Origin of the sequence: Algoriphagus winogradskyi, from assembly GCF_900182815.1 — a bacterium.
Taxonomy (GTDB): domain Bacteria; phylum Bacteroidota; class Bacteroidia; order Cytophagales; family Cyclobacteriaceae; genus Algoriphagus; species Algoriphagus winogradskyi.
Map to the genome: position 1 here is coordinate 944,475 of NZ_FXUA01000001.1, position 14,577 is coordinate 959,051.

General features: G+C 40.0%; 10 protein-coding genes. 5 read left to right on the top strand and 5 right to left on the bottom strand.

Going from position 1 to position 14,577, the window contains the following annotated elements; genetic code table 11:
- Position 1: 1 nt before the first annotated feature.
- Positions 2–3,175 carry a SusC/RagA family TonB-linked outer membrane protein gene (locus QOL76_RS03940; RefSeq protein WP_283411721.1) on the bottom strand — a complete coding sequence of 1,058 codons (3,174 nt, stop codon included), beginning with the start codon at positions 3,173–3,175 and terminating at the stop codon, positions 2–4.
- Between the two features lie 419 nt (positions 3,176–3,594).
- Between QOL76_RS03940 and QOL76_RS03945 the strand changes: the two genes are divergently transcribed.
- A complete protein-coding gene (locus tag QOL76_RS03945) occupies positions 3,595–4,011 on the top strand; it encodes a nucleotidyltransferase substrate binding protein (RefSeq protein ID WP_283411722.1) in 417 nt (138 codons plus the stop codon).
- Between the two features lie 31 nt (positions 4,012–4,042).
- On the opposite strand, the gene dnaA is transcribed toward QOL76_RS03945, so the two are convergent.
- Positions 4,043–5,467 (bottom strand): chromosomal replication initiator protein DnaA, encoded by a 1,425-nt coding sequence (gene dnaA / locus QOL76_RS03950; protein ID WP_283411723.1) that lies wholly within the window; start codon positions 5,465–5,467, stop codon positions 4,043–4,045.
- A 407-nt stretch (positions 5,468–5,874) separates the two neighbouring features.
- On the opposite strand from dnaA, the gene QOL76_RS03955 reads away from it, so the two are divergent.
- The gene (locus QOL76_RS03955) at positions 5,875–7,281 is read left to right on the top strand and encodes a methylmalonyl-CoA mutase family protein (RefSeq protein ID WP_283411724.1); all 1,407 of its coding nucleotides are present in this window, start codon (positions 5,875–5,877) and stop codon (positions 7,279–7,281) included.
- Positions 7,278–9,398, top strand: coding sequence for a methylmalonyl-CoA mutase (gene scpA / locus QOL76_RS03960; protein WP_283411725.1), 2,121 nt, complete (start codon positions 7,278–7,280; stop codon positions 9,396–9,398). The genes QOL76_RS03955 and scpA overlap by 4 nt, the downstream gene beginning before the upstream one ends.
- Before the next feature lie 11 nt (positions 9,399–9,409).
- Here scpA and QOL76_RS03965 read toward each other — a convergent pair whose 3' ends face one another.
- Entirely contained in the window at positions 9,410–9,856 is a 447-nt protein-coding gene (locus tag QOL76_RS03965) for an RES family NAD+ phosphorylase (RefSeq protein ID WP_283411726.1), read from the bottom strand.
- A gap of 11 nt (positions 9,857–9,867) precedes the next feature.
- Positions 9,868–10,296, bottom strand: coding sequence for a type II RES/Xre toxin-antitoxin system antitoxin (gene parS / locus QOL76_RS03970; RefSeq protein WP_283411727.1), 429 nt, complete (start codon positions 10,294–10,296; stop codon positions 9,868–9,870).
- Between the two features lie 95 nt (positions 10,297–10,391).
- On the opposite strand from parS, the gene QOL76_RS03975 reads away from it, so the two are divergent.
- Together QOL76_RS03975 and QOL76_RS03980 are read left to right on the top strand one after the other, a co-directional pair.
- Entirely contained in the window at positions 10,392–11,741 is a 1,350-nt protein-coding gene (locus QOL76_RS03975) for an AGE family epimerase/isomerase (protein WP_283411728.1), read from the top strand.
- A gap of 152 nt (positions 11,742–11,893) precedes the next feature.
- Positions 11,894–13,801 carry a TIGR00341 family protein gene (locus tag QOL76_RS03980; RefSeq protein WP_283411729.1) on the top strand — a complete coding sequence of 636 codons (1,908 nt, stop codon included), beginning with the start codon at positions 11,894–11,896 and terminating at the stop codon, positions 13,799–13,801.
- Here the strand turns inward: QOL76_RS03980 and QOL76_RS03985 are convergent.
- Positions 13,782–14,537: a Dph6-related ATP pyrophosphatase gene (locus QOL76_RS03985; protein ID WP_283411730.1), complete on the bottom strand. Its 756-nt coding sequence runs from the start codon at positions 14,535–14,537 to the stop codon at positions 13,782–13,784. The two genes, QOL76_RS03980 and QOL76_RS03985, sit on opposite strands and share 20 nt — an antisense overlap.
- Between the last annotated feature and the right edge of the window lie 40 nt (positions 14,538–14,577).

The window sequence follows — 14,577 nt, forward strand, 5'->3', positions numbered from 1 at the left end:
TTTAGAATCCTAGACGAATGTCAAAACCGATAGAACGAGTAGCAGGCAATTGACCTGAATCTACCCAAGCACCATTGTTTCTGGAATTTCTAGTATCACCACTCACTTGAGAAGGATCCAAACCAGGTACATTAGTCTTAATCAACCATGGGTTGTTTGCTACTACCGCAAAAGATGCAGTTCTAACAAAATTAGTTCTCTGAAGAAGAGACTGTGGAAGGCTATAACCCAATCTGATTTCACGAAGCTTCACATAACTTGCGTCATAAACCCAAGCCTCATGAAGTGCAAATTGAGACTTAAAGTATTCAGATGCTTCTAGATAGATGTTGTTTTCAGTTCCATCTGCAAAAACACCGTCGAATCTCAATCCACCACCATCTGCAACTGGATCACGCATTGGAGTACCTCTGTCGTTATTACCTACTGTCATTTCACCTAGACCTGAGTATGCATTAAACATGTTGGTGATAGAGTTGATTTTACCACCCATTTGCCAGTCAATTGTGAAACTCAATTCAAAACCTTTATAAGTAACTCTATTGAAAATACCACCAGTATAATCAGGAAGTACTGTACCTAAGACTTGGTTTTGCTCAGTCATTGGATAGCCATCTTCATCGATTAGGATGTTTCCAGCTTCGTCTCTTTGGAATTTTTCACCGATGATAGTTCCCCAATCTTCACCTACTTTAGCTCTGGCTGAGATAGATCCCCATCCACCGCCTACACGGTTACCTAAGAATCCGTTTACAAGTTGGATCGCATCGATACCTGGATAAATTTCTTCGATTACGTTTCTACTTCTCGCAATATTGAAGTTTACATCCCAATTGAAGTTAGCAGTCTGTACCGGAGTACCTCCGATTGTAGCATCCCAACCTCTAGTAAAGGTTTTACCTGCGTTGATGGTGTAAGAAGAAATACCAGTTGTACTTGGCACCTCTGTACTTAGGATCTCATTAGTGTTATCATAATAGTAGTAAGAGAAATCAGTTCTAATTCTACCTTGTAAGAAAGCTAATTCGATACCACCTTCAATTGCTCCTGTAGTGGAAGCACGAAGATTCGGGTCAATCAATGAGTTAGGATAAGTCATCGTTGGGTTACCATTATATGGAGTACCCAAAGAGAACGCCGGATCCAATTGATATGGACTAAGCTCTCCACCTACTTCAGCATAACCTGCACGTAGCTTACCAAATGACAAGATGTTAGTAGTTGGCAACAATTCAGAGAATATGAATGATGCGGAAATCGCTGGATAAGTAAAGGCATTACTTGTAGTAGGAAGAACAGAATCGTAATCACGACGGATAGATCCATCCACAAAAACAATTTCTTTCCAACCAAAGCTAGCTTGAGCAAAGATTGAGTTCACCTGACGCTGACTGAAGTAGTTAGACGTATTTGGTCTATCAACAGATGCACTGATGTTATACAAATTAGGAACAGAAAGTCCACCTGCAGTAGACATACTGTTTGTACTGTACTCTTCCATTCTTATGTTTCCACCTATCAAGGCTGAAACCGAGAAATTTTCAGTTACCTTATTGTATTGAGCTAAAAACTCATAGTTATCTTCCTTCTGCTGGTATTTACTTTGGCCATAAGAATCAAGATCTAATGTTCCTGAAGCAGTACGTCCATCAGAGAAATAAGAAGTAAAGTAACGGCTTAAATTAGCTGATACAGAAAGTCCATCAATCAACTCATAAGTCAATCCGAATTTACCACTGTAAGTATCCTTCGTGCTTTCAGAGAAGTTAGCATACTGCTCAGTGTAAGGGCTATTCCAGTACAATGGTCTAGAATTTCTTGCTGAGTTGATGTTCCAGCTAGTATATCTGCCATCAGGCATTCTATAGTATTTCTTCAACAAATCCATGTCCAATTGTCTCTGGAACCACTGGTTGAAGTTTTGTCCAATACTACCTCCTTGATAACCTTCAGTAAGGTTACCGAATACATTTGTTCTGTTGTAGTTAGCAAGTGTAGTCAAAGTCAAGTTTTTGGCAAGATCTACAGTTGCATTTAAGTTCAAGAAAGTTTTCTCCTGCTTCGTGTTCGGAAGTACACCAGTACGATTTACATTAGAAAGAGTAGCGGTGATATTGTATCCGTCACCTGCTTTACTTACTGATAAACTGTTATTTAAAGCGACACCCGTGTTAAAGAAGTTTTTAACATTGTCTGGATTTGGAGACCAAGGTCTAGTCTGTCCATAAGTATCTGTTCCAGGAGTGAAAGCATCCCACTGAGCTACCTGACGACCGTCCATTTTAGGTCCCCAGCTCTCATCAGCGTAAAATTCTGGAATCAAAGCACCATCAAGTCCTGCCAAAGCCGGATCATCCGTTGCGGGATTGAAGGTAAAAGTCTGAAACTCTTGAGAGTAACCTCCACCATATTCATTTTGATACTTAGGCATTACAGACACATTCTCAAACGTTGTTGTGTTGTTGAAATCAATGTTCATTCTGCCTGATTTCGCTTTTTTCATGGTGATCAAAATCACACCATCACGAGCTCTAGAACCGTAAAGAGCAGATGCATTCGCACCTTTCAATACGTTAATAGACTGCACGTTATCCATGTTGATTGTAGCAGGATCTGCAATAGGAACACCATCCACTACATATAGTGGAGAATTGGATCCAAATCCTCTAACACCACGAATACGGACAGCAGCCTCTCCAAATTTAGCACCTGAACCAGAAATTACTTGTACACCGGACACTTTACCTGCCAATGCTTCGTTCAAGTTAGTCTCTCTAGCTACACGTAGGTTTTCAGATGTAACTTCTTGAGTTGCATAACCCAAGGTCTTTTTCTCACGCTCTACGTTAAGGGCTGTTACTACTACCTCGTTTAGTTGCGTCACATCATCTGACAACTGCGCGTCAATAGTTGATTGGTTTCCAATCGCAATCTCAGTTGAGGTCATGCCTACAAAAGAGAATACCAATACTCCTCCTGTACTTGGTACAGAGATTTGATACTTACCGTCAATGTCGGTAATTGTTCCGTTTTGAGTTCCTTTCACGAGGACACTTACTCCCGGTAAAGTGGTTCCATCCGTCGAAGACGTCACCGTACCTTCAATGGTACGGGTCTGGGCCCAGGCAATACCTGTAAGGACCATCAAGAAAGAAAATAGTAAAATTTTCTTCATAAAGGTTTTGTTTTATTTGGTGTGATTGATATTAAAATGAAACGTTAATGTTTCATAATCGTACATGACAAATATATGTAAATTCATAAAGCGGACAAATTTCAACTGATTTCAGAAACACATGCATTTTGAGAAATGGCTTTTCTTCATTTACAAAACAAAGGATTACAACCCTCGGACAATTTTTTACACCAATAAAATCGAATTTTTCAGTAATTTTTGAAGCTTATATCAAAAAATTCAGATTTTTCATCTTTCTCAAAATTTCCGCAATTTTTAATAAAAAAAATTATTTTTTCTCCCATGCCAAAAATAAAAACCCAGCATCCTTATTTAACATTTAAATAACATTCATTAAATAATATATAATATTCATCATATTTTATTATTTTAAGAGTATTCGAATATACGCCCGTACTATGAAATCTATCTCAAAATCCTGCTCACTACTTATGGATGAATTTAGTGCTGAACTAGTTGACCTAACAGACTACGGAAAAAGAGCAAAAAATGGAAAACTTACCGAATCCCAATCAAGAGATCTCTTAAGTCATTTTGAAGCTACACATGAGTTAGCTCTGAATGTGATTACTCAGTATTTCAAAGAAATAGGAAAAGGACCTTTTTCTGGATCAAGGGATTTAACAGTCGAAGCTTTTCACGCCGAATTAATTGATGATGGAAAAGCCTGGTTGGATATAGTGATAGACAGGATACAATACAGCCCAGTGTATGAAATTGATACTCAAGAGAAGTTTTTAGATAATATTCAAAAACGATACATCAGACTATTACAGCGATTTGAAGATACAATGGGTAAAAAGCTTAATGAATAGGAAGCCTTATTTCACCTCCACAAATCCACTCTTAATAAGACCGCATCTTGAATTTCTTCTTCAGCTCTAGTACTGTATTTCGGAATGAGCTGTCTGTTTCCATAATATCATTTACAGTCTGCACGGCATGTATCACGGTAGAATGATCTCTTCCTCCAAAATGATAGCCAATTGATTTCAAGGAATGATTGGTGAATTCCTTGCAAAAATACATCGCTACTTGGCGAGCAGTTACTATTTCTTTTTTTCTGGTTTTAGCCTTCAAATCATCTACAGCTATGCCATAATATTCAGAAACCGTCTTCTGGATAAAATCTACACCAACTTCAGTTTCTATATCCTTGATGATGTTTTTCATCACCGTTTTACCTAACTCTAGACTGATTTCAACACGGTTCAGTGAAGCATGCGCAATCAATGAAATAAGAATTCCTTCTAGCTCCCGTACGTTGGTATCCACGGTGTATGCAAGATATTCTACCACATCATCAGGAATAATTATTCCTTCAGACTGCATTTTTCTTCTAATAATTGCAACTCTGGTTTCAAAATCAGGCATTTGCAAATCTGCAGTCAAACCCCACTTGAATCTGGAAAGTAAGCGCTCCTCTAATCCTTTCAAATCTCTAGGAGGGCAATCTGAAGTCATGATAATTTGCTTCTTGCTTTGATGCAAGTGATTGAAAATATGGAAGAACATCTCCTGTGTCCTATCCTTGCCAGCCAGAAACTGAATATCATCTATAATCAACACATCCACCTGCATGTAGAAATTGGTAAAACTTTTCACATTTCCATCCTTGATGGAGTCCATGAATTGATTTACAAATTTCTCAGAGGAAACGTACAGCACGAATTTATTTTCCGGACCATTTTTGATTTCATTTCCAATTGCCTGTACTAGGTGAGTTTTTCCCAATCCTACCCCCCCATATACCATCAGAGGATTAAAGGAAGTAATCCCTGGCTTTGTAGCCACAGCAAAACCAGCAGATCTAGCTAGCCTATTACAATCTCCTTCTATATAAGTGGTAAAAGTATAAGTCGGATTTAGATTACTATTCGTCAGTGCCTCAGCATTGAGTGACTTCATCTCAAATGGAGTCTTGTCAGGCTCCACTGGGGCTTGAGGCTTTTTATTAGTATTTCCTGAATTCCCTTGAGGAAATGAAACCACATATGGCTGGTTCGAGGAATTGCCTCTATCTACTACAACCGCATATTCTAATCTACCACTTTGGCCTAAGGTAGTTTTAATAGCGATTTTCAACTCTTGAACGTAATTATCCTCGAGCCATTCGTAGAAAAATTGACTCGGAACCTGAATGGTCAACGAAGTGCCTTCAAGTTTAACGGGATTAATAGGTTTAAACCAAGTTGAAAAGCTCTGCTCATTGACGTGTTGTTCGATAACACGTAAACATTCATTCCAAACGGCGCTAGCTTCTGAACTCATTAGAGAAGATTTCTGAAAAACAATGATCTTGCGGTAGGTGCAAGGGTGTCAAATTTGAGCAAAATTAACTTAAATAAAAAATGGATTTCTTCTTGAAATATTGAGTTTTTGCACAACAGTAGTTTTTGAGCCAAAGAAAATTTTGTGAAAAAATCCTTTACAAATTCCGGCAATAACATTCTGGTAGGTAGAGGGCTTTTTTAACCACAATAGACTGATTATTCTAATATTCAAGGCGTTGTTAAGAAGTGTGAAACAATTAAGAAAAATTTAACGATTCATTTAGAATCTTGATTTCCCCTTCATTTTCCTAATTTTGATAAAGCTCTTTTTAGTCTGACTACCCAGATCAAAAATTGCTTTTTTATCAAGAGAAATTTGAATTATGACTAATTCTAAGCCCAACTATGACAGATAAACACTTTTACACATTTCCAGCATCCAACAAAAAAGCCTGGATTGACCAAGTGAAAAAGGACTTAAAAGGAAAGGGATTTGACGCCACTCTAACTTCCACACTTTGGGACAAAATCAAAATACAGCCATTCTACACTGCAGAAGATTTAGGAGGGCCAAAAGATGCATATAAATTCCATCCTAGCTCAGAAATCCCAGGTATGTCTCCCAGAATCTGGAGTAATCTAGTTTCTGTTTTTCCGGAAAATGAAAAAGAGACAAATGAAGAAATCCTGCACGCACTTCAAAATGGTTCGGATGGATTAGTAGTCCATTTAAATGGAACTGAAAATTTAAACGAGCTACTAAAAGCCGTTCATACTGAATTTATCTCTACTAATTTTTTACCTACAGGAGAAGCAGTTCAATTCTTTCAACTGATTGAGGAATGGATTGAATCAATCAGTCTGAAGCCAGGAATGTTGCAAGGCGCGATCTTATGGAGCCCTTGTGACGAGCTATTCCGAAGCGGAGAAAATTTTGATTCAGCAATCAGCCAAGCAGCAAAAGCCATTATTGATTTCAAAGAGTTCCAAGAGTTCTACCCTCTGACTATTGATTTTGCTCGATATGCCAACACTGGAGCAACAGGGATTCAACAGCTTTGCTATGGACTTGGAGAAATTATTGAATTGATTGAAAAGCTTTCGAAAAAAGCTATCTCTCCCACTCAGGTATTTGAAAACCTGACATTTCATACCGCTATTGGCGATTCCCATTTCGCAGAGATCGCCAAAGTCAAGGCTCTTCGAAAACTAATTGTGGAGCTTGCAGGCAACTATGGAGTAAAAATTCAGCTGGAAGACGTTCCTATCATCACTTCCACCAGTGAATGGAGTAAGTCACTTTTGGACAAAGACACAAACCTTATCCGCCAAACCTATGAGGCTATGGCTGGGATTTTAGGAGGTGGAAATTCACTTTGGGTGAAACCTGCCGAAGGGAAAAAAGCCAGTGTTTTAGAAAAAAGAATTGCGAGAAATGTATCATCCGTTCTAAAGGAGGAAAGCTACTTGGACAAAGTCATGGACCCAGCAGCCGGTTCCTATTATCTGGAAAATCTGCAGGAACAAATCGTAAACTCAGTGATAAAAGAGCTGCAGGAACTGGAAGAAAATGGCGGTTGGCTAAAAAACTTCGAAGACCGTTCCTTGCATACCGCTATCCGAAATTCCAGGGAAACCGTACAAAAGAAAGTTTTATCAGATACTGATATAAAAGTGGGCGCCAATAAATATTTAGCAACGGGCAAATTGGAAAACAACCTTGGTTTTTCACCTCTCGTCGAAAAAGACTTTGAATTATTGCCAAGTAGAGCAACCTATTTCGTAGAACAAAGAAACCTGAGCAACGCATGAGACCAGACCTGAAAAATTGGAGATCCGCAAAAACTCAAACTTCACCAAGCGAGGAAAACACGAACTGGGAAGCACCAGAGCAGATTTCAATCCCTTCGATTTTCGACAGTGAGCAAATTGCTAAGCTTTCACATATAAATTTCTCAGCGGGAATTCTACCTTATTTACGCGGGCCTTACAGTACCATGTATAGCATGCGTCCGTGGACTATTAGACAATATGCAGGGTTTTCTACAGCAGAAGAATCCAACGCCTTTTACAGAAAAAACCTGGCTGGGGGACAAAAAGGCCTTTCTGTAGCTTTTGACCTAGCCACGCATCGAGGCTATGATTCTGATCATCCACGGGTAGTAGGAGATGTAGGAAAGGCCGGGGTTGCGATAGATTCTGTCGAAGACATGAAACTACTTTTTGATCAAATTCCGCTCGATCAAATGTCAGTTTCCATGACCATGAACGGAGCAGTGATTCCAATCCTCGCTTTTTACATAGTCGCTGCCGAAGAGCAAGGAGTGAAACCTAAGCAGCTAAGCGGAACGATACAGAATGATATTCTCAAAGAATTCATGGTGCGCAATACCTATATCTATCCTCCGCAGCCATCCATGCAGATCATTGCAGACATTTTCAAGTTCACCTCAGAGCACATGCCGAAATTCAATTCTATATCCATCTCCGGCTATCACATGCAGGAAGCAGGGGCTACTGCGGACATAGAATTGGCGTATACGCTTGCTGATGGATTGGAATATTTGAAAACTGGAGTAAAAGCCGGTTTAGACATCGATGATTTCGCTCCCCGACTTTCCTTTTTCTGGGGAATTGGGATGAATTACTTTATGGAAATCGCCAAGATGCGGGCAGGACGTTTACTTTGGGCAAAAATCGTAAAGCAGTTTAATCCAAAATTTGACAAATCTTTAGCGCTACGTACCCACTGCCAAACATCAGGCTGGTCACTTACCGAGCAAGACCCTTTCAATAATGTCACCAGAACAGCAGTTGAAGCACTTGCCGCTGTCATGGGTGGCACTCAGTCCCTTCACACGAACTCACTCGATGAAGCCATTGCTTTACCCACTGACTTTTCAGCAAGAATTGCCCGAAACACTCAATTGGTCCTACAGGAAGAAACTGGAATCACCAAAGTGGTCGACCCTTGGGGAGGCTCACATTATGTGGAGTTTTTGACAGATCAGTTGGTGCAGCGCGCATGGAAATTGATCGAGGAAGTTGAAGAATTAGGAGGAATGGCTAAAGCAATAGAAGCCGGTCTTCCAAAATTGAGAATAGAAGAAGCAGCTGCTAAAAAGCAGGCGAGAATCGATAGCGGAAGGGATGTAATCGTCGGCGTGAATCGCTACGTGGTGGATGAGGAATCTGAAATTGAAGTTCGTGACGTGGATAATCAGGCTGTGAGGGAATCCCAGTTAGCCCGGCTGAAAACAGTGAAGGCATCTAGAAATCAAAGTGAAGTAGAAGCAAGTCTGGAAAAACTGACTCGGGCTGCGAAATCAGGCGAAGAAAATCTACTAGAATTGGCGATCGATGCTGCTAGAAAAAGAGCTACTTTGGGAGAAATCTCAGATGCGATGGAAGTGGCTTTTGGCCGCCATCAGGCCCAAACCAAATCAATAACCGGAGTTTATGCAGCAGAAGTGAAAAATCAAGATTCATTCAAAAAAGCGATCGCTTTATCAGACGAATTTGCAGCACTGGAAGGTCGCCGTCCTAGAATTATGGTGGCCAAAATGGGTCAAGACGGACATGATCGGGGTGCCAAAATTATTGCAACTGGTTTTGCAGATATGGGATTTGATGTGGACATCGGTCCACTTTTCCAGACACCCGAAGAAGTAGCTCAGCAGGCAATAGAAAATGATGTGCATATTGTCGGAGCTTCCTCTTTGGCAGCGGGTCATAAAACTTTGGTTCCTCAGTTGATCGATGAGTTGAAAAAACTGGGAAGACCGGATATTATGGTTGTCGCTGGGGGTGTGATTCCTGCAAAGGACTACCCGTTTTTAAAGGAGGCAGGAGTATTTGCTGTTTTCGGGCCTGGAACTGTTCTTTCTGAGGCAGCCACTAAAATCTTGGAGAGATTGATTGAGGAGTGAAATCAACGATTCTATTTTGAAAACAAACGCATATCAAACTCAAAGGGATCTATTGAAGTGATTTCAACTTCTCTAAATCTTCTATGAGCAGGATTTATCAAAAAATTAAAGTCCCCCTGTACAACTACAGAAGGGACTTTAAAAACCAAGAAGTTATTTTCGGATAAAAATCCGTCTCCAATTTCCTGTGTAGTATGAGAATGTGGTATTGATTTCCAATCAGGAGGTAAATCCGAATTTTCAATAACCTTTATCTCAACTCCATCTGGTATGGTGATCTCTACTATTTCGTAGTCTGTAGGAATGTTCCCTAGTGGCGTATGGACCGCAATTTCAGCGGTACAAAGAGCTCGAGATTGGCTGGTATAAACCACGGCTTTTCCTTTGCTATTCCATCTCCCGCCCGCCAATTCAGCTCCTTTTCCTGATAAATCACTTGAGAACTTACTTTTGCTCAACCGAAAAACTATCATGCCAAGACACCATATTCAATTCTAGTCAGCTCATCTCTCAAGAGATTAATACCAAAGCTACTATCCAAAAAGGATTTTGGCATCAAGTCCCCCAATGCCAAACAAGGTGTCTCAAGCCAAGTCTGAAACTTTGACTTACTTCCGAATACTTCTACTCCCCTTTTTTGAAGCAGAGCAATTTCAATTATCTTTTCTGACTGCAAGGAATCAAATGACTTCTGTTCTTTTTGATAACGCTGCAACGTACGCTCTGATATATGCAGGTACTCTGCCCATTCTTCAGTTGAAAATGCACTTTTGGAGGCGAATTTATCAAAGTCTTCAAAAGTAATACCCTGCCTTACCAGCATTATCACCTCATTTATAAACTTATCATCTGTAGTATTATATGCTACTTCTGGATCGAAAATAGTAAATTGAGTCATGGCCGATAAGCTATATTAAGTACAACTGTCATAAATTTAACGACATTTGTCGGAAGTTGTTTAAATTCATCAGTTTTTTTCAAAACTATTTCAGTATGCCCTTTAGGTATTATTCAACTCTCTTTCTGTCAATTTTAATTGCTTGTCATTCACCTGAAAAGGAAGAAGATCCAAAAGAAATCCTTGCGGACCAAATGGAGGATCATCTCAAAACTGAAGTTCTGGACAACTGGTATCCTCAGGCTATGGACACAGTTGATGGTGGCTTTCTGAGCAATTTCTCTTACGACTTCAACCCAGAGGAAAAGCAGGAGAAAATGATCGTTACCCAGTCTCGCCACGTCTGGACCAATGCTAAAGCCTCAAAAAAGTATCCTGAAATTGAATATTATAAAACAGGAGCTAAACACGGATTTGAATTTCTAAGGGATAAAATGTGGGATTATGAAAATGGTGGGTTTCATTGGTTAGTGGACAAACAAGGAAATCAGATTGGCAATCCAATGAAAACAGCATATGGAAATGCTTTTGGGATCTTTGCACTTGCTGCTTATTATGATGCATCGGGAGATAAGTCTGGTTTGGATCTTGCAAAGGAGGCTTTCCTATGGCTAGACAAACATGCACATGACTCTATAAATGGAGGATATTATCAGCATTTAGCCCCAGATGGCACTCCTATTTCCCGACCAGAATCTACTCCTTCCACTTCAGACCTTGGCTATAAAGATCAAAATAGCTCCATCCATTTATTGGAAGCATTTACTGAACTGTATCAAGTTTGGCCTGAACCATTGGTTAAAGATCGATTAGAGGAAATGTTGCTGCTCATCCGGGACCAAATTGTTACAGAGAAAGGCAACTTGACACTTTTTCTCTATCCCGATTGGAGCCCAGTAACCTTTGTAGACTCTACCGAAGAAGTGATATTGGCCCACCATAATCTTGATCATGTTTCCTTTGGTCACGATGTGGAAACAGGTTTTTTGATGATAGAGGCATCTGAGGTTTTAGGATGGGAAAATGACACAACTACTCATAGAATCGCCAAGAAAATGATTGATCATGCGCTGGAAAATGGTTGGGATAAAAGCGTAGGTGGTTTTTATGACGAAGGCTATTATTTCAAAGACGGCTATCGTGCGACTCATGATACCAAAAACTGGTGGGCCCAAGCCGAGGGGATGAATGCACTTTTATTGATGGCTGAGCTTTACCCAAATGACCCGCACGACTATTACGGGAAGTTTCTAAAACTCTGGGACTACACAAATGCTTATTTAATTGATCATGAAAATGGTGATTGGTATTCCGGAGGGTTGGATAAGCAGCCTGAGTTAAAAACTGTAGGAAAAGGAAATATTTGGAAAGGGATTTACCATCATTACAGATCATTAGATCACTGTACAAATCGTTTGAGAGAAATGAGTGAACGATCCGAGTAGATAGAAAGAATTCAAAAGCCAATTAACTTTTCTAGATCATACCAAGTCGAGAACAATATTTGTAAATAAAAGGCTTTCCATTTGCTCAGGCTGGTATTTCCAACTTCCGTACAGTTTAGGAAATCAAACTTCTGTTACGCTAATAACCCAAAATGAAGAAAATCACTTTTGTATATGATCCGGAAATATCAAGCGAAAAACTCGATGAGTTGCTCGAAATGATGGATCCCAAACCTGATAAAAAACTTTCTTTGGATCAAGTGTCTATAGAAAACCTGGGCCAAAATGAATGTTTTGCCTGTTCGCTTTCAGATATTCAACTTCACCAACTACTCGATCAAGCAAAAGATAAAGAGATAAATGTAGCGCTCCTTCCCCACCCTGAGATGATTCAGGCTAAAAAGGGATTTGGAATCAATACTAATTTTAAAACTGCCTGGCAGGAAATTCAGGAAGCTGAAGAAATTCCTGAAATCGATTTGATGCAGGTAAATGAGGAGCTGGCATTTAATTCTTTGGTGGTCGGCACATCACTAGGCATTCTTTACTCCAATGGAGCAGCCAATTTCTTCGATGGTGTCAAGACAAGGTTCTCTCAACTACTTAACCTTTTTCGAAGAGTAAAACTCAAACCTTATACCATCACTTATAAAAATGGAGAGGAAGAAAGTAAAATTGACATAGCAGCAATGGGAGTTTTAGCTGTAGCCCATTGTGAAAGCAACTTGATTTTTCGTCGTGTAATTGAACAATCCGGTTTGGACGATGGTAGAATCCACCTGTTGATATTGGCACCGAAAAGCCTTTTCTCCTTAATTCAATTTGGATTGCAGAATCTTTTTTTCCCTATCAAGGGAGGAACGCTGCCAAGATTTGTAGGCTATATTTCCACCAGTGAAGCATGCATCACGTCCACTGAGACGATAAAGTTCGCCGTGGATGGAAAGGAAAAGGAGAAACAAGAAATAAAGATTTCCTTGACTGAAGAAAGGGTTAAAATTCTTCCGGGTGCAAGTATACAGGAAAAGGAAACTACAGAAGGCCCAAGATCCATCAATGTGTCGAGGCTTCCAACAGGACGATTAAAGGAAGAATTACTCCACTCTTATTTACCCTGGGTTCGCCATGCCACGGCTGAGGAATTCAAAGATCTTTTTACGCTCTTAAGGACAAATTCTCAGACTTCGTCCACCTACTTAGTGCTGATGGCACTCTCTACAATGATCGCTTCTTTTGGACTTTTTGGCGATTCTGCTCCGGTAGTAATAGGCGCAATGATTTTAGCACCGCTGATGGGGCCGATTATTTCCTTGGCCATGGGTATGCTTCGTCAAGATGGTTTATTGATCAAAAACAGCTTGATTACCATATTCTGGGGCTCAATAGTAGGCCTATTCTTTTCAATTATGATTTCTCTGATCACTCCTCTGGAAGTATTAAATGATCAAATTCTTGCCAGGATTCGACCTAATCTTCTTGATCTAGGTATTGCAATAGCATCTGGAATAGCAGGAGCATATGCTTACTCCAAGGAGGAAATATCTAAAACGCTCGCAGGAGTGGCAATTTCAGTTGCACTGGTGCCCCCGCTGGCTGTGGCTGGAATTGGAATTGGATGGATGGATAAGGAAGTCTTTGGTGGAGCCATGCTTTTGCTGGGCACTAACCTAGCTGGCATCACCATGGCGGCAGCATTGACATTTCTGCTACTTGGATTTAGTCCTTTCAGGTTGGCAAAAAGAGGTCTATTGATAAGTCTGGGGATCTTGGCAGCAATAGCCTTACCGCTAGGACTGAGCTTTAATAAAATGGTAAATGAAACCTCGATCATCCAAGATCTGAGTGGTAAGGAAATCCCACATGGATTGCTTCGTGAGGTAAAAGTTGTACAGATGGAACCTTTGAAGCTTTCCGTAACCATTCTTTCAGAAAACGCATTGGACGCAAATGATTTCAAAGAGATCAAAGCTGAAATTGAAGAAAAAATCGGAAGAACGGCATCAATTGAATTGACACTTGGAGTACAATTGGGTGAGCCTATTACAAAGGCGAAGGAGTAGCAGTGATCAAGTCGCAGTACCAAAATCCATAGTTGGCGGGATCTTCTTTTTCCTTAGAAAAGCACTGGTCGGAATCATCTTCATTCTTTGGAGCTTCGTATTTTCTTAGCACCTTTTCACCAACCTCAAAATCGATGGGCTTACTGAAAATCGGCCCATCATACACAAAGGTATGGAATTCACCGTTTTCACCGCAGGGATCCACATCAGAAGGAAGGTCTTTCAAAAAGTCCTCATCGATCACTCGCCCGACAAAACTTTTATCCAAAAACTTCTCATTGACACAGGTAGTAATGGTTTTAAAACCCAGATCCAAAAATTCGCGAATTAAGTTCTCTGTAGGGTGTTTCCAAAGAGGAAAAACACCCTTCAAATCTAACTCAGCAAGTTTAGTCTCACGGTAAGTTCTCAAATCTTCTAGGAAGATATCTCCAAAAATTGAGGCAGTAATACCTTCCCTTTTCAACTCAGTAAGCGTTTCTCTCATCGTCTTTTCATAGACTTCCATTGAAGGCATGTCGGGAATTTCCATTTTCACCAAGGGAATCCCTATGCTTTTTGCCTGCATTTCTAACAATTCAGATCGAACACCATGCATTGAGATTCGCTGATATTTTTGACTGATACTAGTTAGCAAACATGCAATTTCAAACTCCTGAGATTGTTGTAATTTAAATAATGCAAGTGAAGAATCTTTGCCCCCACTCCAATTGAAAAGTGCTTTCTCTTTATTCAAAACTTTACTTATTGATTTCCCAAAAGTAAACCCTGATACC